At 63.8% G+C, this 25,819-nt stretch carries 32 protein-coding genes; 27 read left to right on the top strand and 5 right to left on the bottom strand.

Annotated features, from left to right (window positions below; translation table 11 throughout):
- The first annotated feature begins 109 nt into the window (after window positions 1–109).
- A complete protein-coding gene (locus OU995_RS22910; protein WP_267836345.1) occupies window positions 110–1,522 on the top strand; it encodes a site-specific DNA-methyltransferase in 1,413 nt (470 codons plus the stop codon).
- Entirely contained in the window at window positions 1,519–2,754 is a 1,236-nt protein-coding gene (locus OU995_RS22905) for a site-specific DNA-methyltransferase (protein ID WP_267832451.1), read from the top strand. Before OU995_RS22910 ends, OU995_RS22905 begins: the two co-directional genes overlap by 4 nt.
- A gap of 183 nt (window positions 2,755–2,937) precedes the next feature.
- On the opposite strand, the gene OU995_RS22900 is transcribed toward OU995_RS22905, so the two are convergent.
- The 5 genes from OU995_RS22900 to OU995_RS22880 form a co-directional block, all read right to left on the bottom strand.
- A complete protein-coding gene (locus tag OU995_RS22900; RefSeq protein WP_267832450.1) occupies window positions 2,938–3,300 on the bottom strand; it encodes a hypothetical protein in 363 nt (120 codons plus the stop codon).
- Between the two features lie 100 nt (window positions 3,301–3,400).
- Complete coding sequence (locus OU995_RS22895; RefSeq protein ID WP_267832449.1) at window positions 3,401–3,760, bottom strand: hypothetical protein; 360 nt, start codon at window positions 3,758–3,760, stop codon at window positions 3,401–3,403.
- Window positions 3,761–3,863: 103 nt separating this feature from the next.
- Entirely contained in the window at window positions 3,864–4,064 is a 201-nt protein-coding gene (locus OU995_RS22890; RefSeq protein WP_267832448.1) for a hypothetical protein, read from the bottom strand.
- Between the two features lie 92 nt (window positions 4,065–4,156).
- Window positions 4,157–4,678 carry a DUF3489 domain-containing protein gene (locus tag OU995_RS22885; protein WP_267832447.1) on the bottom strand — a complete coding sequence of 174 codons (522 nt, stop codon included), beginning with the start codon at window positions 4,676–4,678 and terminating at the stop codon, window positions 4,157–4,159.
- A gap of 94 nt (window positions 4,679–4,772) precedes the next feature.
- Window positions 4,773–4,979 carry a DUF6900 domain-containing protein gene (locus OU995_RS22880; protein ID WP_267832446.1) on the bottom strand — a complete coding sequence of 69 codons (207 nt, stop codon included), beginning with the start codon at window positions 4,977–4,979 and terminating at the stop codon, window positions 4,773–4,775.
- 117 nt (window positions 4,980–5,096) lie between these two features.
- On the opposite strand from OU995_RS22880, the gene OU995_RS22875 reads away from it, so the two are divergent.
- The 25 genes from OU995_RS22875 to OU995_RS22755 all read left to right on the top strand — a co-directional run bounded on the left by OU995_RS22875 (window position 5,097) and on the right by OU995_RS22755 (window position 25,769).
- On the top strand, window positions 5,097–5,633 hold the full coding sequence (locus tag OU995_RS22875) for an elements of external origin (protein ID WP_267832445.1): 537 nt from the start codon (window positions 5,097–5,099) through the stop codon (window positions 5,631–5,633).
- Window positions 5,633–7,594, top strand: coding sequence for a phage terminase large subunit family protein (locus OU995_RS22870; protein WP_267832444.1), 1,962 nt, complete (start codon window positions 5,633–5,635; stop codon window positions 7,592–7,594). Before OU995_RS22875 ends, OU995_RS22870 begins: the two co-directional genes overlap by 1 nt.
- A gap of 16 nt (window positions 7,595–7,610) precedes the next feature.
- A complete protein-coding gene (locus OU995_RS22865) occupies window positions 7,611–8,102 on the top strand; it encodes a hypothetical protein (RefSeq protein WP_204731989.1) in 492 nt (163 codons plus the stop codon).
- Window positions 8,102–8,494 (top strand): hypothetical protein, encoded by a 393-nt coding sequence (locus OU995_RS22860; RefSeq protein WP_267832443.1) that lies wholly within the window; start codon window positions 8,102–8,104, stop codon window positions 8,492–8,494. The genes OU995_RS22865 and OU995_RS22860 overlap by 1 nt, the downstream gene beginning before the upstream one ends.
- On the top strand, window positions 8,494–8,715 hold the full coding sequence (locus tag OU995_RS22855; protein ID WP_204731987.1) for a phage head-tail joining protein: 222 nt from the start codon (window positions 8,494–8,496) through the stop codon (window positions 8,713–8,715). The genes OU995_RS22860 and OU995_RS22855 overlap by 1 nt, the downstream gene beginning before the upstream one ends.
- Complete coding sequence (locus OU995_RS22850; RefSeq protein WP_267832442.1) at window positions 8,715–10,211, top strand: phage portal protein; 1,497 nt, start codon at window positions 8,715–8,717, stop codon at window positions 10,209–10,211. The genes OU995_RS22855 and OU995_RS22850 overlap by 1 nt, the downstream gene beginning before the upstream one ends.
- Before the next feature lies 1 nt (window position 10,212).
- The gene (locus tag OU995_RS22845; RefSeq protein ID WP_267836344.1) at window positions 10,213–11,520 is read left to right on the top strand and encodes a S49 family peptidase; all 1,308 of its coding nucleotides are present in this window, start codon (window positions 10,213–10,215) and stop codon (window positions 11,518–11,520) included.
- Window positions 11,521–11,523: 3 nt separating this feature from the next.
- Window positions 11,524–11,901 (top strand): head decoration protein, encoded by a 378-nt coding sequence (locus OU995_RS22840; RefSeq protein ID WP_267832441.1) that lies wholly within the window; start codon window positions 11,524–11,526, stop codon window positions 11,899–11,901.
- Window positions 11,902–11,988: 87 nt separating this feature from the next.
- Window positions 11,989–13,011: a major capsid protein gene (locus OU995_RS22835; RefSeq protein WP_020200538.1), complete on the top strand. Its 1,023-nt coding sequence runs from the start codon at window positions 11,989–11,991 to the stop codon at window positions 13,009–13,011.
- On the top strand, window positions 13,011–13,289 hold the full coding sequence (locus OU995_RS22830; RefSeq protein WP_267832439.1) for a head-tail joining protein: 279 nt from the start codon (window positions 13,011–13,013) through the stop codon (window positions 13,287–13,289). The genes OU995_RS22835 and OU995_RS22830 overlap by 1 nt, the downstream gene beginning before the upstream one ends.
- Before the next feature lie 10 nt (window positions 13,290–13,299).
- Window positions 13,300–13,725 (top strand): hypothetical protein, encoded by a 426-nt coding sequence (locus tag OU995_RS22825; RefSeq protein WP_267832438.1) that lies wholly within the window; start codon window positions 13,300–13,302, stop codon window positions 13,723–13,725.
- Between the two features lie 7 nt (window positions 13,726–13,732).
- Window positions 13,733–13,945, top strand: a complete 213-nt coding sequence (locus OU995_RS22820) for a DUF7210 family protein (RefSeq protein WP_267832436.1) — start codon at window positions 13,733–13,735, stop codon at window positions 13,943–13,945.
- 2 nt (window positions 13,946–13,947) lie between these two features.
- Entirely contained in the window at window positions 13,948–14,700 is a 753-nt protein-coding gene (locus OU995_RS22815; RefSeq protein WP_267832435.1) for a hypothetical protein, read from the top strand.
- Complete coding sequence (locus OU995_RS22810; RefSeq protein ID WP_267832434.1) at window positions 14,700–15,101, top strand: hypothetical protein; 402 nt, start codon at window positions 14,700–14,702, stop codon at window positions 15,099–15,101. The genes OU995_RS22815 and OU995_RS22810 overlap by 1 nt, the downstream gene beginning before the upstream one ends.
- Window positions 15,102–15,130: 29 nt before the next feature.
- On the top strand, window positions 15,131–15,286 hold the full coding sequence (locus tag OU995_RS22805) for a hypothetical protein (RefSeq protein ID WP_178087138.1): 156 nt from the start codon (window positions 15,131–15,133) through the stop codon (window positions 15,284–15,286).
- Between the two features lie 3 nt (window positions 15,287–15,289).
- Window positions 15,290–15,931 (top strand): DUF6441 family protein, encoded by a 642-nt coding sequence (locus OU995_RS22800; RefSeq protein ID WP_267832433.1) that lies wholly within the window; start codon window positions 15,290–15,292, stop codon window positions 15,929–15,931.
- On the top strand, window positions 15,931–18,636 hold the full coding sequence (locus OU995_RS22795; RefSeq protein ID WP_267832432.1) for a phage tail protein: 2,706 nt from the start codon (window positions 15,931–15,933) through the stop codon (window positions 18,634–18,636). Before OU995_RS22800 ends, OU995_RS22795 begins: the two co-directional genes overlap by 1 nt.
- 19 nt (window positions 18,637–18,655) lie before the next feature.
- Window positions 18,656–19,714: a hypothetical protein gene (locus OU995_RS22790; RefSeq protein WP_267832431.1), complete on the top strand. Its 1,059-nt coding sequence runs from the start codon at window positions 18,656–18,658 to the stop codon at window positions 19,712–19,714.
- Window positions 19,711–21,294 (top strand): hypothetical protein, encoded by a 1,584-nt coding sequence (locus tag OU995_RS22785; RefSeq protein WP_267832430.1) that lies wholly within the window; start codon window positions 19,711–19,713, stop codon window positions 21,292–21,294. Before OU995_RS22790 ends, OU995_RS22785 begins: the two co-directional genes overlap by 4 nt.
- A gap of 5 nt (window positions 21,295–21,299) precedes the next feature.
- Complete coding sequence (locus tag OU995_RS22780) at window positions 21,300–22,088, top strand: DUF2163 domain-containing protein (RefSeq protein ID WP_267832429.1); 789 nt, start codon at window positions 21,300–21,302, stop codon at window positions 22,086–22,088.
- Window positions 22,089–22,106: 18 nt separating this feature from the next.
- Entirely contained in the window at window positions 22,107–22,334 is a 228-nt protein-coding gene (locus OU995_RS22775; protein WP_009521704.1) for a hypothetical protein, read from the top strand.
- Entirely contained in the window at window positions 22,331–22,546 is a 216-nt protein-coding gene (locus tag OU995_RS22770; RefSeq protein ID WP_267832425.1) for a hypothetical protein, read from the top strand. Before OU995_RS22775 ends, OU995_RS22770 begins: the two co-directional genes overlap by 4 nt.
- Window positions 22,546–24,819 carry a phage tail protein gene (locus tag OU995_RS22765; protein ID WP_267832424.1) on the top strand — a complete coding sequence of 758 codons (2,274 nt, stop codon included), beginning with the start codon at window positions 22,546–22,548 and terminating at the stop codon, window positions 24,817–24,819. Before OU995_RS22770 ends, OU995_RS22765 begins: the two co-directional genes overlap by 1 nt.
- Complete coding sequence (locus OU995_RS22760) at window positions 24,819–25,415, top strand: hypothetical protein (protein ID WP_267836343.1); 597 nt, start codon at window positions 24,819–24,821, stop codon at window positions 25,413–25,415. Before OU995_RS22765 ends, OU995_RS22760 begins: the two co-directional genes overlap by 1 nt.
- 3 nt (window positions 25,416–25,418) lie before the next feature.
- Window positions 25,419–25,769, top strand: coding sequence for a DUF2793 domain-containing protein (locus OU995_RS22755; RefSeq protein WP_267832423.1), 351 nt, complete (start codon window positions 25,419–25,421; stop codon window positions 25,767–25,769).
- Window positions 25,770–25,819: the final 50 nt, after the last annotated feature.

Genomic DNA, 25,819 nt, shown 5'->3' with positions numbered 1-25,819 from the left:
GCGAACCAAGGTTCGCACGGTTCGCAGTTCGCACCCCCGCCAGTTCGCACCAACCCACAAACCCGCCCACGGCTTCGTCGGCGGGTTTTCTATTTTCAGGACACCAACTTTGAACACGCTCAACGTCGAGTACCGCAAGGTCGAGGCGCTGATTCCCTACGCCCGCAATCCGCGCACGCATTCCGAAGCGCAGGTTGCCAAGATCGCCGCCAGCATCGTCGAGTACGGCTGGACGAATCCGGTTCTGGTCGATGGTGACAACGGCATCATCGCGGGCCACGGTCGTCTGGCGGCCGCGCGCAAGCTGGGACTGGATCAGGTGCCGGTGATCGAATTGGCCCACCTCAGCACGGCACAAAAGCGCGCCCTCGTCATTGCCGACAACCGGCTGGCGCTTGACGCAGGGTGGGACGAAGAGATGCTGACACTGGAATTGGCGGAACTCTCGGAAGCGGGTTACGAGCTGGCGCTGACCGGCTTCGAGAACATCGAGATCGAGGCACTGCTGGCAGATGCCGCGCCCTCTGACGAAGAACCTGCGGCGCAGGACGAAGCAGAAGCCGACGACCCCGATACGGCAGACGATGTGCCTGATGCACCGGTGGTGCCGGTGTCGCGCGTGGGTGATGTCTGGGCCATCGGGTCGCACCGATTGATTTGCGGTGACGCCACCGACCGGACGGTGGTCGCTACTCTGATGCTGGGTGACACCGCGCGTCTGTGCTTCACCTCACCGCCGTATGGCAATCAGCGCGACTACACCTCCGGCGGCATTGGCGATTGGGATGCACTGATGCGTGGCGTGTTTGGCAACGTGCCGATGGCCGATGACGGTCAGGTACTAGTCAACCTCGGGCTGATCCACCGCGACAACGAAGTCATCCTCTATTGGGACGGCTGGTTGTCCTGGATGCGCCAACAAGGATGGCGGCGCTTTGCGTGGTACGTCTGGGATCAGGGGCCGGGCATGCCCGGCGACTGGCAGGGCCGACTGGCACCGAGTTTCGAGTTCGTTTTCCACTTCAATCGCAGCACCCGCAAGCCCAACAAGATCGTGCCCTGCAAGCACGCTGGCCAGGATTCGCATCTGCGCGCCGATGGCTCATCCACGGCGATGCGCGCCAAGGATGGCGAAGTCAGCGGATGGACGCACAAGGGTCAGCCGACGCAGGACACCCGCATCCCCGACTCAGTGATCCGCGTGATGCGCCACAAGGGCAAGATCGGGCAGGACATCGACCACCCCGCCGTCTTCCCGGTGGCGCTACCGGAGTTCGCCATCGAGGCCTACACGGATTCGGGCGACCTCGTGTTCGAGCCCTTCGGAGGCAGTGGCACGACGATGCTGGCCGCGCAACGCACTGGCCGCATTTGTCGTAGCGTCGAGATTGCGCCGGAGTACGTGGACGTGGCCATAAAGCGCTTTCAGCAAAACCACCCCGGCGTGCTGGTCACGCTCATCGCCACCGGCCAATCTTTCGACGAGGTCGCCACTGAACGCAAAACGGAGGTGGCTGCATGAACTGGCTAGCCGACAAAATCGAGCAGTGGCCAACTGCCAAACTGCTGCCCTATGCCCGCAATGCGCGGACACACTCGGATGATCAGGTGGCGCAGATCGCCGCATCGATTGCCGAGTTTGGATTTACCAACCCGATCCTCGCAGGCAGTGACGGCATCATTGTCGCTGGGCATGGACGCTTGGCCGCTGCGCAAAAGCTCGGGCTGGAGATCGTGCCCGTGGTCGTGCTCGATCACCTGAGTCCGACCCAGCGCCGGGCCCTGGTGATCGCGGACAACCGAATTGCCGAGAACGCAGGCTGGGATGACGCGATGCTGCGCATCGAACTGGAGTCCTTGCAACTCGAAGGCTTCGACATTGATCTGACCGGCTTCGATGCTGACGCGTTGGCCGAACTGCTGGCGGGCGACGAGCCCAACAACGACGGGCAGACCGACGAAGACGCGGTGCCGGAGGTTGGCGAAACACCGATCTCGCGTTCGGGCGATGTCTGGATCATGGGCCAGCACCGCTTGCTGTGCGGCGACTCGACGGTGGCCGAGAGCTACGACCGATTGCTGCAAGGCGAGCAGGCGGACATGGTGTTCACCGACCCGCCGTACAACGTGAACTACGCCAACAGCGCGAAGGACAAGATGCGCGGCAAGGATCGCGCGATCCTCAACGACAATTTGGGCGACGGCTTTTATGACTTCCTGCTGGCAGCGCTAATGCCGACCGTGGCCCATAGTCGTGGCGGAATCTACGTGGCGATGTCGTCCAGCGAACTGGACGTGCTGCAGGCAGCCTTCCGTGCCGCCGGTGGTAAGTGGTCGACATTCATCATCTGGGCCAAGAACACTTTTACGCTCGGTCGCGCCGACTACCAGCGCCAGTACGAGCCGATCCTCTACGGATGGCCCGAGGGAACACAGCGTCACTGGTGCGGTGACCGCGATCAGGGTGATGTGTGGAACATCAAGAAACCGCAGAAGAACGACCTGCACCCGACGATGAAGCCGGTGGAGTTGGTCGAGCGGGCGATCCGCAATTCGAGTCGCCCCGGTAACGTGGTGCTTGACCCGTTTGGTGGTTCCGGCACGACGCTGATCGCTGCAGAGAAATCCGGGCGCGTCGCGCGGCTGATCGAACTCGATCCGAAATATGTGGACGTAATCGTGCGCCGGTGGGAAGACTTCACCGGCCAGAAGGCTATCCGCGAGGCGGCAGACCAGGAGGTGTGCGCCAGTTGAATGGGCGGGCGGGTTGCCTGGCCTCTTCTTCCTCGGCGATGCGTCGCAGGATTTGCATGGTGGTGAGATCGCGAGGCAGTGCTATGCACATCACGCGCACGGCCTGCTCGATGGAGACGTCTGGACGCCGGTTGGCGATCAGCCAACGCAGTGCCTGCTCCCGTTCGGTGGCGGGCGTTTTCATCAGGCGGCCATCTCGTCGCAGATTTCGCAGTGGATCACAAAGCCGGTCAGATAAGGCAGGCCGCGCGGGATGCCGTACTGCTTGCTGGTCTGGCGACCAATCGTCCAACCCATCCAGCGTTGGGTGGCGGCGTTGATCGCATCCTGCAAGGCTTGGCCTTGGTGCAAACCGTTCTGGACATCGTCGGCGAAGTGACGTCCGTGGCGACTGTCGAGGAAGATCCGCACCGACTCGAGGGGCTGGTGAGTGGAGTCTGAGATGGCGTTCATGGCCAAGGGCCATGCGGCGCTGGCGTGTTCATTCATCGTGCCCCAAAAGCCCCAGGCATCGTTCTGGGTGGCTGGGATTGGGTTGGCGGTCATGGCGTTTTCTCCTTCGGGTTGATCGTTGCGACACCCGTAGTAACGCGCTGTTCGATTGAGAAGCCAAGCTGTTCGTAGCTTCTTTCTCGATCAATTTCGATCACCCGAGACGGGCCACGTAGCGGGCGTAATCACCGCCCTCGGGATTGACATAGAGGTAGGGACGCCCGGGTGCGGTGACCTCGACGCAGAGGTAGCCGTCGCCGCTGCCACCGCCCTTGCCGCGCAGCCAATCGCGTGACACCAGCAGACTGCGCGAGAAGGCGTCGAATTCGGCGGTGGTCAGTTCCTTGGTTTCGGTGATGTAGACCTTGTGCTGATCGCTCCCGCTCAATTCTCCGAGGTCGGCGGGCTTGCGTGAAAACGGCAGGCGGATGCTCAACTCCTCGATCTGGATGCTCTGACCGCTGAACTGCAGGGTTCGCGGGGTGCGTTCGATGGTGATGGTCATGGTGCTCATGGCGATTTCTCCTGGTGTGGCGTCGTCAATCACGACACCAGCATGAACGCGCTGTTCAAGCAGGAAGCCAAGCGCCGCTTGGCCTCTTGCTCGAGCTTTCTGCTCAACCTTCCGGGAACTCCGGGTAGAGGTCGCCGCTGGTGATATCGGCCCGGTAACTGACCTTGCTGAATTCGCCCTGCGTGTCGGCCAGGATCACGCCGCCGACCGACTGTATGGCGACCCCGTACTTGCGGGTGAGCGCGGTCAGTTCTGCGATGAAGTGCTGGTAGTTGGTTTCGGTGGTGGTTTGCTGGGTGCTCATGGCGTTCTCCGGGTTGATCGTTGCGACATCCGTATGAACGCGCTGGTGGCGAGAGAAGCCAAGCTATTCATGGCCTCTCTCGCCATCTTTCTTCAAGCAATTCGGTACACCCGCTCGCCACCCTGCGGCTTGTCCGAAACGATGGTCAGGCCGAGCTTTTTCTTGAAGGCCCCGGCGAAGGTGCCGCGTACCGTATGCGCCTGCCAGCCTGTGGCCAGGCAGATCTGGCCAATGGTCGCGCCTTCCGGACGTTGCAGCATCCGGATCACTTCGGCCTGCTTGCTGTTCTCGCGGGTGCGCGGCTTGGCCTGCTCGGTAGTGGCGTCCTTGGCCCACGTGGCCTCGGCTGCCGTCACGGCTGCCTCGATCTCGGGGTCGGCCTCCAGAGGCGCAAGTGCGGGGCGAGCGCACCCCATTGCGTCGTAACCCTCGGCAGCAACGAACCAGTCGGTGCCGTCCGTTGTGATCAGTGCGCGGTTTAACAGGCCGTCGAGCACCTTCTTGCGCGCACCGCCTTTGAGATTGTCGGGAAACCAATCGATCTTGCCGCTGGTGTTGTGGATGGCGTAGGCCAGGACGGAATGCTGGGACAGGGTCAGTTGGGTGATGGTCATGATCTGCTCCTTCGGGGTGGTTGATGACGATGTGATGAACGCGCTGTTCAGGAGTGAAGCCAAGCGTTTCTTGATTGGCTTGCTGCTCTGTCGATCAGTCGTTGCCAATTTCCGACTCCGTCGCCTTCGGCATCGATGCGCCAAGTTCGACACCAGCCTTGAAGGCGGCTTCCAGTGCGTCCTTGATGCACCAGACCGCCGTGTCGTGGAAATCGAGGCTGTCTGATCTGCGCGTTTCCAGTGTCTCGATGCCGAGGTACTTCTGCGCGATCAGGGTGAGGATGGTTTCGATCTGGCTCATGTCCGTGTCCTTTGATGGTGTTGATGACGAACGTATGAACGCGCTGTTCCCGATGGAAGCCAAGCTCAATCCGCAGGAATGACGAACAAATGATTGAAGGTGCCCCGAAGGGGAAATATGGGTATTTCGATTCGTGCCTACGCACGCCACCGAGGGGTGTCCGATGCGGCGGTGCGCAAGGCCATCGCTGCGGGACGGATCACGCCGGAGGCAGACGGAACGATTGATGCCGAGCGCGTCGACCGCGAATGGGCACGCAACTCCGATGCACCTCGCAATGGCACTGCCACCCGCGCCGTCAAGGTCGCTGTACCGGAATCCAGCGGCACCACGGGTGATGGGCCTGCAGCGCTGCCCTCAGGTGGCACGTCCTTGCTTCAGGCGCGCACGGTCAATGAGGTGGTCAAGGCGCAAACCAACAAGGTGCGTCTGGCCCGCCTCAAGGGCGAGCTGGTGGATCGGCCACAGGCCATCGCCCACGTTTTCAAACTGGCGCGCTCTGAACGCGATGCATGGCTCAACTGGCCAGCGCGCATCTCGGCGCAGATGGCGGCCAAGCTCGGTGTCGATCCCCACACGATGCACATCGCCCTGGAGGCGGCGGTGCGTGAGCACTTGCAGGAACTGGGCGAGATGCGCCCAAGGGTGGATTGATGGACATGGACTACGAAGGCGCTGCCGAGATCGAACGAGCATGGCGTGAAGGATTGACGCCCGACCCGCTGCTCACCGTGTCCGAATGGTCGGATCGCCACCGGATGCTCTCCAGTAAGGCATCTGCCGAACCGGGGCGCTGGCGCACCAGCCGCACGCCGTACCTGAAAGCAATCATGGATTGCCTGTCGCCGACCTCCCCGGTCGAGCGCGTGGTGTTCATGAAAGCCGCCCAGCTTGGCGCGACTGAGATGGGATCGAACTGGATCGGCTACGTGATCCACCACGCGCCGGGCCCGATGATGGCGGTGTGGCCAACAGTAGAGATGGCCAAGCGCAACTCCAAGCAGCGGATTGATCCGCTGATCGAAGAGTCATCGGCATTGGCCGAACTGATTGCACCGGCGCGCAGCCGGGATTCGGGCAACACCATCCTGGCCAAGGAATTCAGGGGCGGTGTGCTGGTGATGACTGGTGCGAACAGCGCGGTCGGTCTGCGCTCGATGCCGGTGCGCTATCTGTTTCTCGACGAGGTCGATGGCTACCCGCTGGACGTCGAGGGTGAAGGCGATGCGATCTCGCTGGCCGAGGCGCGCACGCGCACCTTCGCGCGGCGCAAGATCTTCATCGTCTCGACGCCGACGATCTCAGGGGCATCGGCTATCGAGCGCGAGTACGAGGCCAGTGACCAACGTCGCTACTTTGTGCCGTGTCCGCATTGCTCCCACCGTCAGTGGCTGCGTTTCGAGCAGCTGCGTTGGGACAAAGGGCAACCGGAGACCGCCGCCTACATCTGCGAGTCATGTGACACCGCGATTGCCGAGCACCACAAGACGTGGATGCTGGAGCACGGCGAGTGGCGCGCGATGATCACTGATGGCACGGGCAAGACGGCGGGCTTTCACCTCTCATCGCTGTACAGCCCGGTGGGCTGGCGTGCTTGGCGCGAGATCGCCGCTGCGTGGGAGAGCGCGGTCAGCAAGGAATCGGGATCGGCCGCCGCCATCAAGACCTTCAAGAACACCGAGCTGGGCGAATCTTGGGTCGAGGAAGGTGAAGCACCGGACTGGCAGCGGCTGGTCGAGCGCCGCGAGGACTACCGGATTGGCTCGGTGCCGCCGGGCGGACTGCTGCTGGTGGGCGCTGCCGACGTGCAGAAGGATCGCATCGAGGCGTCGGTCTGGGCTTTCGGGCGTGGCAAGGAATCCTGGTTGGTCGAGCACCGCGTGCTGATGGGCGACACCGCCCGCGACACGGTATGGAAGCGCCTTGCTGAAATGCTCTCCGAATCGTGGACGCACGTCTCGGGCGCGGTGATGCCGCTGGCCCGCTTTGCACTGGACACCGGCTTTGCCACGCAGGAGGCCTATGCCTTCGTGCGGGCCTGTCGCGATCCGCGCGTGATGGCGGTCAAGGGTGTGCCGCGCGGTGCAGCCCTGATCGGGACGCCAACTGCCGTCGATATTTCGCAGGGCGGCAAGAAGCTGCGCCGGGGTATCAAGGTGTACTCGGTGGCGGTGGGCATCGCCAAGCTGGAGTTCTACAACAACCTGCGCAAGAGCGCCGATGTTGGCGAGGACGGATTGACTACGGTGTTTCCTGCCGGGTTCGTCCACCTGCCCAAGATCGACGCAGAGTTCATCCAGCAGCTTTGCGCGGAGCAACTGATCACCCGCCGCGACCGCAACGGCTTCCCGGTGCGCGAGTGGCAAAAGATGCGCGAGCGCAACGAAGCGCTCGACTGCTACGTCTACGCCCGCGCGGCCGCATCGGCGGCGGGACTGGATCGTTTCGAGGAACGCCACTGGCGGGAACTGGAGCGACAACTGGGGCTGGCCAGTCCGCCAGCCCCCGAAACACCAACTGAATCGATCAACGAGGCCACCCAACGCGGTGGCCTCGCTGTTTCTGGCAACCGCAACACCGGTCGGCGCGTGATCAAAAGCCGCTGGCTGTCCTGACACCCAAGGAGAAAACATGAGTCTTGCTACCCGTATCGAAAGCCTGGTCATCCGCGTCGCGCAGGAATTCAACGACGTCCGCGCCAAGGCAGGCAACCTGGCCAACCTCACCACCACCGACAAGTCGAATCTGGTCGCGGCCATCAACGAGCTTCAAGCCGCCGTGGTGTCCTCAGCGGTAATTGATGACGCGCAGATTGCAACGACCAGCACTTACTCGTCCAACAAGATCGTCTCGCTGCTCGATGCGCTCAAGACTGAGATCTTGGGCGGTGCCGATGCCGCCTACGACACGCTGGTGGAAATCCAGCAACTGCTGCAGAACGGCACCAGTGGTCTGGATGCGCTGCTCGCCGCCGTCAACAACCGCGTGCGCTTCGATGCTGCGCAGTCGCTGACCGTCGCCGAACAACTCCAGGCGCGCAGCAACATCGGTGCCGTCGCGGCCAGTGATGTCGGCAACACCGACACCGACTTCGTCGCGGTCTTTGTGGCTGCGCTGGTCTGATGAGCCTCGCATCGCGCATCAGTGCGTTGGCAAGTCGTGTCGGGCTCGAGGTCAAGACCAAGATCGACGCCACCCACCCCGGCTTGGCCCGGGCGTGGGTGTGCTTCGGCTATGTCGGCACGCAAATCGTCGTGCGCTCGTCGCACAACGTGGCCAATGTGACCCGAACGGCGGCTGGCCGCTACCGCGTGACCTTCGCTACTGCCATGCCGGATGCCAATTACTGCTGGACGGCGCTCGCCCGCAGCAGCTCCAACAGCGGCACGCAGCGCATCGCCATCGTGCGATCCACCACCGACCAGAAGACCGCCCAGTACGTCGACATCAGTTGCGCCACCACGGCCGCATCGTTCGACGACTCATCTGAAATCAACCTCACGGTGTTCCGCTGATGGCCTACACACAAGCACACCTCGACGCGTTGGAAGCGGCGCTGGTCAAGGGCGAGAAGCGCGTGACCTTTGGCGACAAGACCGTCGAATACCGCAGCGTCGATGAACTCAAGGCCGCCATCGCGGCGGTCAAGCGCGACCTCTTCGAGCAGGCCGTGGACACCGGCCTGTGGCCCGGTGCTCCACGGCAGATCCGTGTCACTACGGGCAAGGGGTTCTGATGGGCTGGCTGACTCAGATTCGCCGTCGCCTGTTCGGTGGCACACCGTTCTACGACGGCATCGGCGGCGGTCGACGTGCGCTGGCATGGCAGGTCGGCAATCCAGGCGCGGTCGCAGCGCTGGCGTTCACACAGAATGAACTGCGCGCCAAGAGCCGCGATCTGGTTCGCCGCAATGCTTGGGCTGCAGCAGGCGTCGAGGCCTTCGTCTCCAATGCCATCGGCACCGGCATCAAGCCGCAGAGCATGCTGACCGATCAGCCCTCACGTGAAGCCATTCACAGCCTTTGGCGAGATTGGTGCGAAGAAGCCGATGCCGCTGGTCTGACGGATTTCTATGGACTGCAGGCGCTGGCCTGTCGCGCGATGCTCGAAGGCGGGGAATGTCTGGTTCGGCTGCGCTACCGCCGCCCGGAGGATGGTCTGCCGGTGGGCCTGCAATTGCAGTTGCTCGAACCCGAACACCTGCCAGCCACGCTGAATCAGGAATTGGCCTCGGGAAACGTGATCCGCGCAGGCATCGAGTTCGACAAACTCGGGCGGCGCGTGGCCTATCACCTCTACCGCTCGCATCCCGGTGACGGTTCGCTCGCACCCATGTCCGGCACCGGCGGCATCGATACGGTTCGTGTTCTTGCCAGCGAGATCATCCACCTGTTTCGTCCCTTGCGGCCCGGACAGATCCGGGGCGAACCGTGGCTGGCGCGCGCGCTGGTCAAGCTCAACGAACTAGACCAGTACGACGACGCCGAGCTCGTGCGCAAGAAAACCGCCGCGATGTTTGCAGGCTTCATCACGCGCCTATCGCCCGAGGACAACCTGATGGGCGAAGGGCTGCCCGACGCCAGCGGCGCAGCGATGGCCGGTCTGGAGCCGGGCACGATGCAGATCCTAGAGCCCGGTGAGGACGTGAAGTTCAGCCAGCCCGCCGACGTCGGCGCGAGCTATGCCGAATTTCTGCGCATGCAATTCCGCGCTGTGGCCGCTGCGATGGGCATCACCTACGAGATGCTGACCGGCGATCTGACACAGGTGAATTACTCGTCGATCCGGGCCGGTCTGCTCGAGTTTCGCCGCCGTTGCGAGGCCATCCAGCATGGCGTGATCGTACATCAGCTGTGCCGCCCGATCTGGCGGGCCTGGATGGAACAAGCCGTGCTGGAAGCGGCGCTGCCGCTCCCCGACTTCAATCGTCGCAGGCGCGAGTACCTGTCGGCCAAGTGGATTCCGCAGGGCTGGCAATGGGTCGATCCCAAGAAGGAATTCGACGCGATGCTGACTGCCATTCGTGCAGGACTTCTGTCTCGCTCGGAAGCCATCTCGGCCTTCGGCTACGACGCCGAAGACATCGACCGCGAGATCGCCGCCGACAACCTGCGGGCGGACGAACTCGGTCTGGTCTTCGACTCCGACCCGCGACACGACAAAGCGCCTCTGAGCGCTCCCATGAATGCGGCCGCCGCAGTGGCTGTGCCGCAAGACCATCAGGACAACTGACATGCAACTCGTTCATCTGGCGTCCCGCCTCTACGGGACGCCGCTCCTCATTGCGCGTCCCAAACTCGACGTGATCCTCTCCGTGCTGGGTTCCCGCATCGGCTTGCCGGATCTGGACATGGCGATGCCGCTGCCCATGCCGCGCCAGAGCACCACATCGGGGCAGGCGGGCATTGCCGTCATCCCGGTGGTCGGCACGCTGGTCAGACGTTCGATGGGTATCGAAGCCGCCTCTGGCCTGATGTCCTACGGCGAGATCGAAGCCCGACTGGACGCCGCGCTGGCCGACCCACAGGTGGCGGGCATCCTCCTCGATCTGGATTCGCCCGGCGGCGAGGCCTCGGGTGTGTTCGAACTGGCCGAGCGCATCCGCGCAGCCAGCGCCATCAAGCCGATCTGGGCGCACGCCAACGATGCCGCGTACTCGGCAGCTTTTGCCATCGCGGCTGCCTGCCAGCGCCTGACGCTGTCGCAGACCGCTGGCGTCGGCTCGATTGGCGTGATCGCGCTGCACGTCGACCAGTCGGTGAAGGACGCCAAAGACGGCCTGAACTACACCGCTGTCTTCGCGGGCAGCCACAAGAACGATTTCTCCCCGCACGAGCCACTCACTCCCCAGGCCACTACCGCGTTGCAGACCGAGGTGGATCGTCTCTACGACATCTTCGTGAATCAGGTCGGACAGATGCGCGGCCTCGATCCGGATGCCGTGCGCGCCACCGAGGCGGGGCTGTTCTACGGCGAGCAGGCGGTGGCAGCAGGCCTCGCCGACGCAGTGATGCCGTTTGATGCGGTGATGACCGAGTTCACCGACGCGCTGGCGGCCAAGCAGCGGCTGGCGCAGCCCGGCGTGGCCCGCGCCTCGCCGCGAAGCCTGTCCGCGCAAGCCATTTCAAACCCGCCCCGAAGCAAACCTCTCACCCTGGAGAACACCATGACCGACCCCAAAGACGACCACGAAAACCCGAGCCATCCGGCCGACACCGACCCACAGGGCGACCAGCCGCAGACCGACAGCGATCCGCAACCGACGCCTGCCGCCCAAGCCGCACTGGCGCAGTCCTTCGCCAGCGGGCGCGGCCAAGCTCAGGCCATTGCAGAGATGTGCCTGATCGCGGGCCAATCCCAACGCACGGCGGAATTCCTCGCAGCAGGCTTCTCGGAAGCGCAGGTGCGCCGCGCCTTGCTCGACGCCCGTGCCGACCAACCCGAAATTGCCTCGCGTATCACCGCCGAGGCAGGAACCAGCCAGCACCCGGAAAACAGTCCGGTGGTCGCTGCCGTCAAGAAACTCACCGCCAAGGAGTAAGCCATGCCCACTGTCTCTCAACCCAAGAATCTCGGCGACCTGCTGAAGTACGAAGCGCCGAATCTCTACTCGCGTGACCAGGACACCGTCGCGGCCGCGCAGAACCTGTCGCTGGGTACCGTGGTGGGCCGCGAAACGGCTACCGCCAAGCTCAAGGCCATCGACCCGAGCGCTTCGGACGGCACGGAAACCGCCGTCGGCGTGCTCGGCAATGACGTCGATGCGACGCTGATTGACCGTGAGGACGCGATCCTGATCGCCCGCCACGCCATCGTCGCGCGCGGCGCATTGATCTGGCCGACCGGCATCAGCACTGCGCACAAAGTGGCTGCCATCAAGCAACTCGCAGAACGTGGAGTCCTGGCCCGCGAGAGTGCCTAAAACCCGCGCCTGACCCACTTCCAACGCTCCGTTTCACTCCCCCCAAAACCCGCCGCTGGCGGGTTTCGTCATTTCTGGAGATCCCAAATGCAGAACCCTTTTGAAAACCCCGGCTTCTCGATGGCCAGCCTGACGGCCGCCATCAACCTCCTGCCCAACCGCTATGGGCGGCTGGAGCAACTCAACCTGTTCCCGGCCAAGCCGGTGCGCACCCGGCAGATCATCGTCGAGGAGTACGCCGGTCGTCTGAACCTGCTGCCCACCCGGGCGCCCGGTTCGCCCGGCACGGTGGGTGAACGTGGCAAGCGCAACCTGCGCTCCTTCGTGATCCCGCACATCCCGCACGACGACGTGGTGCTGCCCGAGGAAGTGCAAGGACTGCGCGCCTTCGGTTCCGAAACCGAAATGGAAGCCATCGGCGGTGTCATGGCCCGCCATCTGGAGACCATGCGCAACAAGCACGCGATCACCCTGGAGCATCTGCGCATGGGTGCGCTCAAGGGCAAGATCCTCGACGCTGATGGCAGTGAGCTCGTCGATCTGTTCGACGAGTTCGACATCACTGCGCAATCGGTGTCCTTCGAGTTTTCGACGGCGGCCGACAACGGGCAAATCAAGACTGCCTGCCTCGAGTTGCTGGGCCTCATGGAAGATGGGCTCACTGGCGAGTTCTCGACCGGCGTGCATGTGCTGTGCTCGACCGAGTTTTTCCGGGCGCTGACGACCCACAAGGAGGTCAAGACCGCTTATCAGAACTGGCAGCAGGGCGCAGTGCTGATCAACGACATGCGCTCGGGCTTCAGCTACAGCGGCATCACCTTCGAGGAATACCGTGGCCAGGCTTCCTTTGTGCAGGCCGACGGCACGCTGGGATCGCGCCGCTTCATTGCCGCAGGGGAAGCCCATGCCTTCCCGGTCGGCACGGTGGATACCTTCGCGACCTACTTCGCGCCAGCGGACTTCAACGAGACAGTGAACACCATCGGCCAGCCGCTGTATGCCAAGCAGGAGCCACGCAAGTTCGACCGGGGTACCGATCTGCACACGCAGAGCAACCCGCTGCCGATGTGCCATCGCCCTGGCGTGCTGATCAAGCTCGTTGCTGCCTGATGGATGTCGCGACGTTGTACGAGGCGGCCCGCAGTGCCGGACTGCTAACCGCCGTCACGGTGGCGGGTACCACAGTCCACTGTGCCTTCCGTGCCCCGGACGAAACCGTGCTGGATGGTTTTGCGCTATCGCGGGACTACCAGATCGTCTACCCGGCGTCCTGGCTGACGCTGGCTGCCGGGGACACGGTCGAGGTGGCAGGCAAAACCTATCAGGTGCGCGACGTGCGCGCCATCGGCGACGGCACCGAGCGTCGCGCCTCGCTCTCCCAACTCTGAGGAACACCCCATGAACTCCGTTCGCGAGCGCGTCTTGCGGGAGATCGTCACGCGCCTGGCATCTGCGATTGCCCCGACACCGGTGCTGCGCATGCCTACCGTGCCGGTCACCCGCGAGGCCAGTCCAGCGCTGCTGCTGTTCGTTGATGGCGACAGCATCACCGCCCACGCCAACCACCTGGTCGACCGGCTGCTGATCGTCCGGCTTGCCGTGGTGGCACGCGGTGCGGATGCCTTCGACGTCGCCGACCAAGCGCTGGTCGCGGCCCACGCGGCAATGCTCGCCGACCCGAATCTCTCCGGGCTGGCCATCGCCGTGCGCGAGATCGACTGCGAATGGGAGTTCGACGACGCTGACGCCGGGGCCGTCGCGCTGCCCGCCCGCTACGAGATCCGTTACCGCACCCACGCCATCGACCTCACCCAAACAGGATGAACACCTTATGCAAACCCTCTCCATCGAACTGCTGAAACCCCATACCCACGCAGGCAAGCGCCGCGCCGTGGGTGATCGCCTTGATCTGAATGACGCCAGCGCCCGCTGGCTGATCGCACAAGGCACGGCCAAAGCGGCCACCCCCGCCACCGATTCCAAACCCACCCGCCGTGATGCCACGCCCGGTGTTTCCACAACTGCAGCCACCCAAGGAGACTGAACATGGCTTACTTTTCCGGACAAGGCCGCGTCTACATCGGCGCACGTGATGAACTCGGCAACCCTGCTGGGCTGACCTTCGTTGGCAACGTGCCCGAGCTGAAGGTGTCGCTGTCGGTCGACACCATCGAGCACCAGGAAGCGCAGTCGGGCCAACGCCTCACCGATCTGCAGCTCATCAAGACCAAGAAAGGCGAGTTCGCCTGCACGTTGGAAGAGCTGATCGCCACCAACCTGGCGCTCGCGCTCTATGGCACCACGACCACGATCACCCCCGGTACGGTGACTGGCGAACTACTGCCCAACCCTGTCACGCCGGGCAGTCTGTATCCGTTGGCTATGCAAAACGTGTCCGCCGTGCAGATCCAAGACTCGGATGCCACGCCCAAGACGCTCCCGGTCAGCCAGTACAGCGTCAATGCCAAGCACGGTTCACTGGTGGTGCTCGATGCCACGTCGGGCGGTCCGTACACCGAGCCGTTCAACGTCGATTACGCCTATGGCGCGGCGCAGAGCACGGCGATGTTCACCCAGCCCTTGCCCGAACGCTGGATTCGCTTCGAGGGGCTCAACACCGCCGACGGCAACCGCGAGGTAGTGATCGACCTGTACCGCGTGGCCATCAACCCGGCCAAGGAACTCTCGATCATCACGGACGAACTGCTGAAGTTCGAGTTGTCGGGCCAGGTACTGGCGGATCTGACCAAGCCAGTCGGCGGTGATCTCGGCCAGTTCGGCCGTCTGGTGCTGCTGTGATGGACGGGTTCAAGACCTTCCCCCCTGAGCCTGTGGTCGTGACGCTGTCCGGCACCGCGCTGGAACTGACGCCGATCCGGCTGGGTGAGCTGCCACGGCTGCTGGCCGTGGTGCGCCCGCTGGCCGAGGAAATCACCAGTGATCCGGACTGGATGGCGCTGCTGGGACGGCACGGCGATGCCGTGCTGGATTTGCTGGCGGTCACCACCCGGCGTGAACGCGCGTGGATCAACGACCTGTCGCTGGAGGACGCCGTACGACTGGCCGCCGCCGTATTCGAGGTGAACGCGGATTTTTTCGTGGCGCACGTCGTCCCGGCGATTCAGGGCGCGGCCCAGCGACTCGCGCCGACGTTGCGCTCACTGACGACCTCGGCTGGGACAGTGCCGTCGCCCGCCTGATCCGCGCCGGGCACCGCCTCGGTGACTTGATGGGCTACACGCTCACGCAAGCCCAAGCCTTTCTCGACGCCGACGGGCAACTGGAGCGACAACAACTCGCCCAGTTGCTCGGCGTGGTCGCCGTGGCAGCCCAGGGCGAGAAGCGTGGCATCGAACAACTGCAACGCGATCTGCTCAAGGACTGACCCATGCGCCTCTCGCTCACCACCACCGGCTTGCTGGACCCGCGCCAGTTGGCGGCGTGGAGCACCGAGCGGCGTCGTGCCATCCACACCGCTGTCGCCAAGGGCATGCAATCGGGCGGGCGTGAAGTGCGTGATGCGGCGCGATCCGAGATGCGCAGTGCCTTCACCGTCAAGCGCAACAGCTTCATCTCCTCGATGGGCGTGAAGGTGTTCGACAAGAAGCCAGAACTGCTGCCCGCCTTGCTGGTCGGCAGCAAGATTCCTTGGCTCGGTCTGCATGAAAAAGGCGGCACGGTGAGCGGCAATTTGCTGATACCGCTGCTGCCCGGGCGCATCGGCCCCAAGCGCTTCAAGGCGGTCCTTGACGGCCTGATGCGCTCGGGCAATGCCTTCTTCATCGAGAAGAACGGACGCGTGCTGCTGATGGCCGAGAACATCAAAGAGAACGCCGGGCAGCTGGGCCGCTTCAAGCGTGCCGAGCGTGGTCGTACCGGGGCCAAGCAGATCAAGCGTGGCCAGGAGATTCCCATCGCCGTGCTGGTCAAGCGCGTCGATCTCAAACGACGACTGAATCTGGCGGGTGGCGTGCAACGCGCACTGCCTGCCTTGGCTCGGGCGATTCAACAAGAACTGGACAAAGTCTGATGGCAAGCAATCGTGCCCAAATCCTGATCAGTGCCGTCGACCAGACCAAGACCGCTTTCGACTCGATCAAGCGGGGCCTGGGTGGCCTCACAGACACCGCCAAGAGCGTTAACGGCGTGCTGGCCAACCTCGGGGTGGCTGTCTCCGTGGCCGGTCTGACCGCGATGGTGAAATCGGCCATCGACACTGGCGACGCGCTGGACGAGATGTCGCAACGCGTCGGCGTCAGCGTCGAGACCCTGTCGGTATGGAAACCGGCAGCCGAACAGTCCGGTGTGTCCGGCGAATCGTTCGAGAAGGGGCTGCGCAAGCTGTCCACCACGATGCTGGAAGCCGCGACTGGGTCGGAAGATGCCGCGCGCGGATTCTCCGCCGTAGGTGTCGAGTTCAAGAACCAGGACGGCACCCTGCGCGCCACCGATCAGGTGCTACTCGATCTGGCCGAGCGCTTCAAGGCCATGCCCGATGGCGCGGAAAAAACCGCGCTGGCCGTGCAACTGTTCGGCAAGTCAGGAGCCGAGCTGATCCCGTTCCTGAATCAGGGGCGCGACGGCATCAATGAGCTCGCCGCCGAGATGCAGGCGCTCGGCGTGCAGATGAGTAGTGAGACTGCAGCGCAGGCGGGCAACTTCAACGATGCCCTCGACAAGCTGAAACTGGCCACCACCAGCATCGGCAACCAGATCATCGCGTCCTTGCTGCCCGCCCTGAACGATATGGCCGGTGGCATGGTCGAGTCGGCCAAGCAAGGCGGCACACTGCGCGCGATCCTGGATGGCGTGGTGCTGGTGCTCAAGACCCTGGCACTGGGTGCCGCCACCGTTGGCAAGGCCTTCGTAGCCTTGGGCGAGGCCATTGGTGCCGGTGTGGCGGCGGCGGTCGAGGCGCTCAAGGGCAACACCGATGGGGCCAAGACCATCATTGCCGACCTCAAGGGCAATCTGGTCAAACGGCTGGATGAACTGGCGTCCTTTCGTGACAGCCTGTTCGACCCCAAGCCCATCGAGGTCAAGGCACCCAAGATCCAGGCCGATCCGGAACTGCTTCAACGCCTGTCCAAACCCAAAGCCGTCAAGCCAGCGCAGGACACGACCGGCGCGCAGACCACGCTGATGAAAGCGCAGCTGGACGCCGAGTTCGCGCTGCTCAAGGACGGTCTGAACCGGCAACAAACTGCGCTGGATGCTGCGCTCGAAGACCGTCTGGTATCGGTGCGCGATTACTACACGCAGAAAACTGCCCTCGAACAGCGCGAGGTCGATGCCGAGATTGCCCGCAAGCAGCAGGAGCTGGCCCGCAGTCAGCAAGTCGCCGCCACGGGCAAATCGGAAAACGACCGACTGAAAGCCAAGGCCGAGGTCGCCAAGGCGGAAGCTGACCTCATCACGCTCAACAACCGGCGCACGGACATCGAGCAGGCCAATGCGCGCAAGGCGGCACAAGCCGAGCGTGAACTGGCCGATGCCTTGGCGCAGGCTCGTGAGGAACTGGCCCAGATCACCGGCACCGCCACGGATGCCGACCGGCAAGCAGCCATTGAGCGCAGCTACCGCGATCTACGGGCGCGACTGGCGGCAGAAAGCGATGTCGACGGCGTGTCGCTCGTTGATCGGCTGATCAATGTTAAGGCTGCACAGGCCAATCTGGCTGCGCTTGAAGCTCAGTGGCGGCAAGTCACTGAGCGTCTGCGTAATGCGCAGGAGGCCATTCAGACCCAGCAGCAGGCTGGGCTGCTAACCGAAGCACAGGCGCGTCAGCAGATCGTGGCCTTGCAACAGCAATCAGCCACCGAGATGGAGCGCCTGTTGCCGACCATGCAGCAAGCCGCGCAGGCCATCGGGCCGGATGCGGTGATTCGCGTGCAGGCGTGGCGCAACGAGCTGGATCGCACCAAGCTCACCGTCGATGAAATGGCCCCGCTGTGGAATCGCATCGGCGAGAGCTTCGGCGGTGCGCTCAACGGGATGATCACCGGCGCGCAGACCTGGCGCAGTGCCTTGGCGAGCATCTTTCAGCAAGTGGCCGATGCCTTCCTGCAGCAGATCGTGATCCAGCCGTTTCAGCAGTGGATCGCCATGCAGGCTCGGATGCTGGCGCTCAAGCTCGGTTTCATCCAGCAGGAGCAGACCGTCGATGCAGCGGCCAGCGCCGCCAAGGTCGCGCAAAAGACCACCGAAACCACCGCCGTGGTGTCGATGGATGCAGCCAAGGCGGGAGCCGGGGCGGCGGCGTCGCAGGCTTCCATTCCCTACGTTGGCCCGGCACTCGCGGTGGCCGCGATGGTAGCCATGGTCGCCGCTGTGATGGCGCTCTTGGGTGGCATCAAGAAGTTCGCGGGTGGCGGTCTGGTCTCCGGCCCGGGTAGCGCCACGTCGGATTCGATCCCGGCGCGTCTGTCCGCAGGCGAGTACGTGGTGCGGGCGGCCGCCGTGCGCCAGGTCGGTGTGGCCTTCCTCGATTCGCTCAACGGCTTGTCGGCAGGCCCACGTTTCAAGGGTGGCGAATTGGCCTTCGCAGCGGGCGGGCTGGTACCGGAGGTGAAAGTGCCGCCCGCGCAGCCGCAGGTGAATCAGGCGGTGCGCATCGTCAACGCGGTCGATCCGGGCGTGACCCACGACCACCTGCAGTCGCCTGCCGGAGAGAAAGTCATCGTCAACATCATCGGACGCAATGCACGGGCCATCCGTGCGGCGCTGCAAGGCTGAATTTTCAGAGGAAAGTCCAATGGCACTTCTGTTCATCGACGGTTTCGATCACTACGACCCACAGGCCGTGGACAGCTTTGGCGATCCGTGGCTGGCACGAGGCAAGGCAGCGTATCTGTCGCCGCAGGCCACCCGGATCAATGGCCGTCGCCCGTCCTCCTATGCTCTGCGTTTGCCGGAAGGTTCGGGGGGTGGCTACGTCAAGAACCTCGACGTCACCAAAACCAGCCTGATCGTCGGGGCAGCCATTCGCGTGGTGCCGTACCAGAACACCTACACCGAGCCACTGCTCCTGGGCGTGCGCGATGCCAACTCTCAGGTGGCGCATCTCGTGAAAATCGGCGAGGACGGTCGGCTCAAGCTCTACCGCTGGCAATACGGCTATGACCAGTTGATCTCTGTCTCAGTCGCCAGCGCTCCGGCGCGCGGCTGGCACTACATCGAGTTGCAGGTCACGCAAGGCACCAGCAACGGCATTCTGTCAGTGCGCATCAACGGCATCCTGGCCATCCAGATGACTGCGCAGAACACCATCCAGGGCGGTGGCCAACTGCTCACGGCATTCGTGGGTGCAGTGCCTGGCCAAAACTGCCCGCTCACCATCGACGTCGACGACTTCTACATCGCCGACACCAGCGGCACGATCAACAACACCTTTCTCGGCGATGTGCGCGTCGATGCCTTGCAGACACAGGCCGATGGCAGCCTGAACCAGTGGACGGCCAGCCCGGTCGGTACTGCCGCGTGGGAAGCCGTGAGCGATGAGGACGAGGCCACGGCGATCAGTGCGCCGAACGTGGGGTTGCGCCAGTCCTTCGATGTCGAGCCGTTGCCGGTGATGGCCACGCCCGCCATCTACGGCGTCCAGCTCACGATGCTGGCCCGCAAGACCGACGCCGGTCTGGGCAAGGTCAAAGGCCTCGTGGTCAGTGGTGCGCAAAGCGCCGTCAGCACCGACATCATTCTGCAGGAGCAACTGGCCTGGCAGAGCACGTTGTTCGAGCGTAATCCAAACGGCAACGTGCAGTGGACGGAGGCCGCCTTCAATGCCGCTGAGTTCGGCGTGGAGTCGGCATGACGGATCGCGTCGTCGTTCAAGACCTCGCGGAGGTTTCCAGCAAGCCGACGCCTGGAAGCGAACTGCCCGCCTTCCAGGGTGAAGTGCTCTCGCGCGTCACCTTCGGGGCGAGCGCAGCCAGCTTCACGCCGGAAACAGCTGCAGCTCCGCTGCCGCCCAATCTGGCGGCCAGTCTGCTGGCGGAATCCTTGGCAGGCCCTTGGCCACCCATCGATGCACCGACCTTTCTGGTCGAAGTGTTGCGCCGGGATACGGCCTCAAGCGCCATCGTCGCCACCGGTATGGATGCTTTTGGCGATCAGCCTTGGCCGGATGCGCAACGCGGCGTGTTTGCCTTCCGCCACGATTGGATGGAGCCCCTCGTGGAACGGCTGGAGTGGCAGACCAGCGTCACGCGGCTGGCCAGTGGCAACGAATCCCGTCAGGCACGCCGACGTGTTCCTCGGCGCTGGCTCATCTACAAGGTGGGCAACGCCCGACAGACCGATGCCCTGGTGGCCGACTGGCTGGCCGATCATCTCGGTCAAATGGCGCTGTGGCCGCTGCCGCAGTACGCGGTGCACCTGACCGAGTCCTGCGAACGTGGCGCACTGGCACTCAATGTGACGGAGTCTGACGGGCGACAGTTCGGGCCACTCTCGGCCAATGTGCATCTGACCTACGACGGGGTGCAGGGCTGGCAGGAGACTGAGAGCAATGGCCGCTGGATTTTGATCATCGCCGCCGATGGCTGGCAGATCGCCCAACTCAGCGATGTGGAAAGCGATCTGCTGTGGCTGACGGAACCGTTGGCACGCGCCGCAGCCGTGGGCAGCACCATCATGCCTTTGGTGTGGGGCAAGGCCATCGACCCGGTCGATCTCACCCAGTGGGTGCCTGGCATGGTCGGCGGCAACATCCCCACACAGATTCAACCTGCGCCACTGCCCGACCAGGATGTTCTCGATGACCCATGGCTCGACGAGATCCCGGTCTGGCCAGATGGCAACTGGCGTGACGATCCGACAGCCGCCGCGCAGGCCACGATCACCCGCCAAGACTTCTCGCCTGCAGATCCGTGGGCGCGCCGGGACGATCCGTGGGCGACGACGACTTTGCAGCGGCGCTATCTGGCCAGTTCACTCGATGAAATCGAAATCTGGCGGGCGCGGTTGTGGCGCACCCAAGGCCGTCTGGAGGCCTTCTGGCTGCCCGATGGCTTGGCTCCGATCCTGTGGGTGAACGTCGAAGCAGATCCCGAAGATGGCTTCCTACGCGTGGATGGCAAAGACATCTCCGCGCGAATTTCGGATTTTTGGCATCGCCCCGCCGCTTGCTTGATCGTGTACCCAGACGGCTATCGGCAGTACGCCCTGACGGCGACCTGCCATCTGGATCAAGGCGGTGTGCTGGTGCTGCGCTCGGGTCTCGACGACTGGGTGCCCGCAGGCAGCCGCGTCATTCGCCTCGTGCGCTGCCGCCTCGATCACGACGCAGTCGATCTGTACTGGCACAGCCCGACGGTGCTGGAGATCACCTTGACCGCGCGCCAGTTGCCCGAACCACGCGGAAATGACCGTCAAACCTACGAGGGAGAGTAAGCACGATGAGCCAGAACCCATTGCTGGAAGTCGAGCTATACGCCTTCGCCAGCAACAGCGCGCAGTTCTATCTGACGCCGCACGAATTCGACGTTGATCTGGACGGCAATCTTTACAAGAGCCTGGCCTTGGAACGCAACGAACTGGCGCTGGGTGCTGAAGCTGCGAAGGCTGGCTTGGATCTGAAACTGCCGCCGAACTGTGATTTGGTGCGCCATCTGCTCGCCAACTCGCTGACCGGCGACACCACCTCGATCACCCTGCGCATCGGACGGCGTGATACCTGGGGCGACTACTGGTGGATCTCTGGCACGCGCTGGATGGGCCGGGTGCTGGGCGTCGAAGTCGCTGACGATGTGGCTCGCGTTCGCTGCGAGTCGGCGCAAGTCAGTCTCAAGCGCATCGGGTTGCGGCGGCTCTACAGCCGCAAGTGTTCCCACGTGCTGTATTCGGCTGCTTGTGGTGCCTCACCGATTTCTGCCAGCGCCTTGGTGAGCAACAGCAATGGCCGCAACGTCGATCTCGACGGTGGCACGCCCGGCAGCGTCAGTGGTGGCTTGGCCGGTGGCTGGCTGCAAACCCCGGAAGGTGCCCGCCACATGATCGTCAATGACTACGGTGGTGGCGTCGAGTTGCTCTATCCGGTGGCCATTGAAGTCGGCACCGAGGTGCTGCTGACGGTTGGCTGCGATCACAGCACGGCCACGTGCGAGTCGCGCTTCGGCAACCTCGACAACTACGGCGGCTTTCCCACCATCCCGAGCAAAAACCCGTTCTCGACGGGCGTGTTCTGAATCCCTGGAGAAATCGCCATGTGGTACCTCGTCGTCATCGTGGTGGCGGCGCTGGTTTCGGTCGCGCTCGCGCCGAAACCGCCCGAACCCAAACCGGCGTCCCTGTCTGACGTCGATGCCCCCACCGCAGAAGAAGGCCGACCGATTCCCGTCGTGTTCGGCACCGTGCTGCTGCGTGGCTCCAACGTCGTCTGGTACGGCGATCTGGAGGCCGACCCGATCAAGAAGAAAGGTGGCAAGAAATGACCACTCAGACCGTCATCACCATCGATCACGTGCGCGCCGTGGGCCTGTGCGTGAACGGCACGCGCACTTGGTTCGCGCGTCACGATCTGGATTTCCGGGCCTTCCTGCGCGATGGCTGTGACGCCGAAACCTTGCTGGCCACCGGCGATGCAATGGCACAACGTGTGGTCGAACACGCCCGCAATCGATCCAGCCAGCGGGAGCACGGCTGATGGGCGGTAGCAGCAAGAAGCAAACCGTCGGCTACCGCTACCGGATGGGGCTGCATCTGGCCTTGTGCCAAGGTCCCGTCGATGCCGTGCAGGAAATCCAGATGGGAGACCGTACCGCGTGGGGGGATGCCGACCGTGCGCCGCTGTCCAGCGGGCATGGCCTGACCAGCCTCTCGATCAACAAGCCCACGCTGTTTGGCGGCGACGAGCGCGAAGGCGGCGTGGTCGGCACCATCGATGTGCTTTCTGGTCATGCCGGACAAGGACGCAACGACTATCTGATGAGCCGCCTCGGCAGTTCCATTCCGGCATTTCGGGGCGTGCTGTCCTTGGTGGCACGCAAGATCCTGTTCGCGGCCAACAACCCCTACATCAAGCCATGGGCGGTACGGGTGCGTCGCTTCACGGCGGGTTGGTTCGATGCGCCGTGGATGGAGTGGAATGCCGAAGTCCGCACCTGGGATGAGGACGAAGGCCAGGAAATCAGCGTCGGCATGAACCCGGCGCACATCCTGGTGCAGTGCCTCACCGATCCGCACTGGGGCATGGGCTATCCGCAGAGCACCATCGGTTGGAGTTTCTGGAACGCAGCGTGGGCCCTGTCGAGCGAGGGCTTCGGCCTCAATCTGATCTGGACGCGCCAGCAGCCCATCGAGAGCTTCATCGGCCAGGTCATCGACCACATTGGCGGCATCCTCTACACCGACCCGGAGCAAGGCACGTTTGAGCTCAAGCTGCTGCGCGACGACTATTGGATCGACAGCCTGCCACAGTTGGGGCCTGACGAAATTGTGCGGCTGGAACGCTTCGAACGTGCCCAGTGGGGCGAGCTGCCCAATGAACTGACCGTGGTCTACACCGACTGGCAGACCGGCGGTGATGCTGCCGTCACGGTCGAGAACCTGGCCGCCATCCAGTTGCAAGGCGGCGTGATCAATCAACGCCGCGACTACCCGGGTGTCAACTACGGGCCACTGGCCGCGCGGCTGGCATTGCGTGACTTGCGCGCCTTGGGTTCGCCCCTGGCTCGGATGAGCCTGACGGTGGCACGCGACACGCTGGAGCGTGCGCCGCTGCCGGGTGATGTGTTCCTGCTGAACTGGCCGCGCTTGGGTGTGGATCAGATGGTGGTGCGCGTCACCGGCATCGACACCGGCATCTTGGGCGCGGCCGAGTGGCGCATCGAAGCCATGGAAGATGTGTTCGGGATGAGCAACACCGTGCTGTCGCCCCCGCCACCGCACGTCGAGGAGCCGACCATCGAACCGTTGCCGCCCGCCTTGGTGCTGGCCGTCGAGGTGCCGTATTGGGAACTGGCCCGGCGCTTGTCGCGGGCCGATCTCGCGTACCTGACCGACACAGACACCTATCTCGGCGCGCTGGCGGCCGCAGGCGGTACCGGGCAACTGAACTGGCAACTGGCCACCGGTGCTACGAGCGGCGATCTCGCTGCCGTCGTGGGTGAGGACTACGCGCCACTGCTCACGCTCAATGCCGTTTTGCCTGCGAGCGAGGTTGATGCCGTTGGTATTCCGGTGACGGCCATCAGCCAGCCGGAGAGACTGGCCGTGGGCGACTACGCCTATCTGGTGGCGGCCAATGGGGCAATTGCAGAGGCCGTTGCCGTCCTGGCCTTTGATGCTGCCAACGCGACCATCGATCTCGCACGCGGCGTGCTCGACACCACACCCCAAGCACATGCCCCGGGGACTCGGTTGATCGGTGTCGGCGAATGGCTGGCATCCGAAGGCGCGGAGCGGGCCCCGGGAGAATCGGTGTTCGTGGGCGCGATTCCTCGCACTTCGACCGATCAGGGCGATCCTGTGTTGGCTGCCAATGGGCAGCCGATGGTGCTGGCTGGTCGGCAGGCTTTGCCGTATCCACCCGGTCGTATCCGCCTCAATGGCCAGACCGAGCCTGTCGTAGTGGCCGGTGACATCACCGTCGCGTGGGCCCATCGCGACCGCACACAGCAGACCGCCTATCTCGTGCAGCAAGACGAGGGCGATATCGGGCCAGAACTGGGCGTGACCTACACGGTGCACATCCGCAATCGCAACAACGTGCTGGTTCGTACCGAGACGGGGCTGCTCGGCACCGCCTACATCTGGACGGCAGCAGTGGCCGCGCTGGATGCCGGTGCGCTGGGCGACCGCATCACGGCGGAGATCAGCGCCGTGCGCGATGGTTTGAGTAGCTGGCAGCCGCAGGTGCGGATCATGGATCGCGCGGGCTACGGCCTGCGCTGGGGGCAGTATTGGGGAGGTGTGTGATGGAAGCACGCATTGATGTTCATCTGCTCACCCTGAACGAGCCTGCCGAATGGCGGGTGACCTGCATCGCCAGCCTCGAGGACGCACCGATCCAGTTGCACGTTTTGTCCGGCATTCCGGGCCGTATTGGTGAGGCACGCGCGGTAGGCTACGCACAAGGCAGGCTGCCGCTGGTGTCCTTTGTCGATCCCGACGATTTGTACGAAGCCAGTGCCTTCACACAACTGGCCGATGCGCTGGATGCCTGCCCGCAGGCCGTGATGGCCTACACCGACGAAGCACTGACCGACGAAAGCGGCCAGGACATCGCCGTGCGGCGTCTGGCCTACAGCCGTTGGCAACACGCCAACAGCGCCAGCCACGTGCACGGCCTGATCGTGATGCGGCGCTCCATCGTCGAAGCCGTGCTCAAGGAAACCACCGACCTCAACAACTTCGCCGACTGGCTGCTGACCCTGCTCGTAGCCAAGCGCGGCGGCGTGCTGTACCTGCCCATCGTCGGGCGGCATTGGCGACAGCACCCGCAGCAAAGCCATCGCACCGGCGACCCGGAAGCAGTCCGGCGTATTCGCCACGCATCGAATCTCTGGAGATAAACCATGTCATCAACCGATCCGAACCTTGGACTCAACTACGGCTGGACGCTCGGCGAGAGCGGCTGGGATACCGGCATGGACGCCAACCTCAAGCGCCTCGGCGCGGTGGTCGGCCTGTCCGTGAAAGACCGCGACCTGACCACGCCACCGGCCAGCCCCGCCAACGGCGACCGCTACATCGTGCCTGCGGCCGCCACCGGAGTGTGGGCAGGCAAAACCAATCAGATCGCGGTGCGCATTGCCGATGCCTGGGAGTACCACTCGCCCAAGATCGGCTGGCTTTGCTACATCGAGGACGAGGCCAAGCTCTCGGCCTACAAGACCACCGGCTGGAGCGCAGGCCTCGCCATCTGATTTCCCAAATTCGTACCCACCAGAAACCCGCCCAGATGTTCACGCACTGG

Source organism: Roseateles sp. SL47, assembly GCF_026625885.1.
Classification (GTDB): domain Bacteria; phylum Pseudomonadota; class Gammaproteobacteria; order Burkholderiales; family Burkholderiaceae_C; genus Roseateles.
This window is presented reverse-complemented; position numbering and strand designations above follow the sequence as displayed.

Bases quoted from the DNA above. Each gene is read 5' to 3' on its own strand.
- OU995_RS22905 (WP_267832451.1), top strand. From the start codon at position 1,519: ATGAACTGGCTAGCCGACAAAATCGAGCAGTGGCCAACTGCCAAACTG.
- OU995_RS22900 (WP_267832450.1), bottom strand. From the start codon at position 3,300: ATGACCGCCAACCCAATCCCAGCCACCCAGAACGATGCCTGGGGCTTT.
- OU995_RS22895 (WP_267832449.1), bottom strand. From the start codon at position 3,760: ATGAGCACCATGACCATCACCATCGAACGCACCCCGCGAACCCTGCAG.
- OU995_RS22890 (WP_267832448.1), bottom strand. From the start codon at position 4,064: ATGAGCACCCAGCAAACCACCACCGAAACCAACTACCAGCACTTCATC.
- OU995_RS22885 (WP_267832447.1), bottom strand. From the start codon at position 4,678: ATGACCATCACCCAACTGACCCTGTCCCAGCATTCCGTCCTGGCCTAC.
- OU995_RS22880 (WP_267832446.1), bottom strand. From the start codon at position 4,979: ATGAGCCAGATCGAAACCATCCTCACCCTGATCGCGCAGAAGTACCTC.
- OU995_RS22875 (WP_267832445.1), top strand. From the start codon at position 5,097: ATGGGTATTTCGATTCGTGCCTACGCACGCCACCGAGGGGTGTCCGAT.
- OU995_RS22870 (WP_267832444.1), top strand. From the start codon at position 5,633: ATGGACATGGACTACGAAGGCGCTGCCGAGATCGAACGAGCATGGCGT.
- OU995_RS22865 (WP_204731989.1), top strand. From the start codon at position 7,611: ATGAGTCTTGCTACCCGTATCGAAAGCCTGGTCATCCGCGTCGCGCAG.
- OU995_RS22860 (WP_267832443.1), top strand. From the start codon at position 8,102: ATGAGCCTCGCATCGCGCATCAGTGCGTTGGCAAGTCGTGTCGGGCTC.
- OU995_RS22855 (WP_204731987.1), top strand. From the start codon at position 8,494: ATGGCCTACACACAAGCACACCTCGACGCGTTGGAAGCGGCGCTGGTC.
- OU995_RS22850 (WP_267832442.1), top strand. From the start codon at position 8,715: ATGGGCTGGCTGACTCAGATTCGCCGTCGCCTGTTCGGTGGCACACCG.
- OU995_RS22845 (WP_267836344.1), top strand. From the start codon at position 10,213: ATGCAACTCGTTCATCTGGCGTCCCGCCTCTACGGGACGCCGCTCCTC.
- OU995_RS22840 (WP_267832441.1), top strand. From the start codon at position 11,524: ATGCCCACTGTCTCTCAACCCAAGAATCTCGGCGACCTGCTGAAGTAC.
- OU995_RS22835 (WP_020200538.1), top strand. From the start codon at position 11,989: ATGCAGAACCCTTTTGAAAACCCCGGCTTCTCGATGGCCAGCCTGACG.
- OU995_RS22830 (WP_267832439.1), top strand. From the start codon at position 13,011: ATGGATGTCGCGACGTTGTACGAGGCGGCCCGCAGTGCCGGACTGCTA.
- OU995_RS22825 (WP_267832438.1), top strand. From the start codon at position 13,300: ATGAACTCCGTTCGCGAGCGCGTCTTGCGGGAGATCGTCACGCGCCTG.
- OU995_RS22820 (WP_267832436.1), top strand. From the start codon at position 13,733: ATGCAAACCCTCTCCATCGAACTGCTGAAACCCCATACCCACGCAGGC.
- OU995_RS22815 (WP_267832435.1), top strand. From the start codon at position 13,948: ATGGCTTACTTTTCCGGACAAGGCCGCGTCTACATCGGCGCACGTGAT.
- OU995_RS22810 (WP_267832434.1), top strand. From the start codon at position 14,700: ATGGACGGGTTCAAGACCTTCCCCCCTGAGCCTGTGGTCGTGACGCTG.
- OU995_RS22805 (WP_178087138.1), top strand. From the start codon at position 15,131: ATGGGCTACACGCTCACGCAAGCCCAAGCCTTTCTCGACGCCGACGGG.
- OU995_RS22800 (WP_267832433.1), top strand. From the start codon at position 15,290: ATGCGCCTCTCGCTCACCACCACCGGCTTGCTGGACCCGCGCCAGTTG.
- OU995_RS22795 (WP_267832432.1), top strand. From the start codon at position 15,931: ATGGCAAGCAATCGTGCCCAAATCCTGATCAGTGCCGTCGACCAGACC.
- OU995_RS22790 (WP_267832431.1), top strand. From the start codon at position 18,656: ATGGCACTTCTGTTCATCGACGGTTTCGATCACTACGACCCACAGGCC.
- OU995_RS22785 (WP_267832430.1), top strand. From the start codon at position 19,711: ATGACGGATCGCGTCGTCGTTCAAGACCTCGCGGAGGTTTCCAGCAAG.
- OU995_RS22780 (WP_267832429.1), top strand. From the start codon at position 21,300: ATGAGCCAGAACCCATTGCTGGAAGTCGAGCTATACGCCTTCGCCAGC.
- OU995_RS22775 (WP_009521704.1), top strand. From the start codon at position 22,107: ATGTGGTACCTCGTCGTCATCGTGGTGGCGGCGCTGGTTTCGGTCGCG.
- OU995_RS22770 (WP_267832425.1), top strand. From the start codon at position 22,331: ATGACCACTCAGACCGTCATCACCATCGATCACGTGCGCGCCGTGGGC.
- OU995_RS22765 (WP_267832424.1), top strand. From the start codon at position 22,546: ATGGGCGGTAGCAGCAAGAAGCAAACCGTCGGCTACCGCTACCGGATG.
- OU995_RS22760 (WP_267836343.1), top strand. From the start codon at position 24,819: ATGGAAGCACGCATTGATGTTCATCTGCTCACCCTGAACGAGCCTGCC.
- OU995_RS22755 (WP_267832423.1), top strand. From the start codon at position 25,419: ATGTCATCAACCGATCCGAACCTTGGACTCAACTACGGCTGGACGCTC.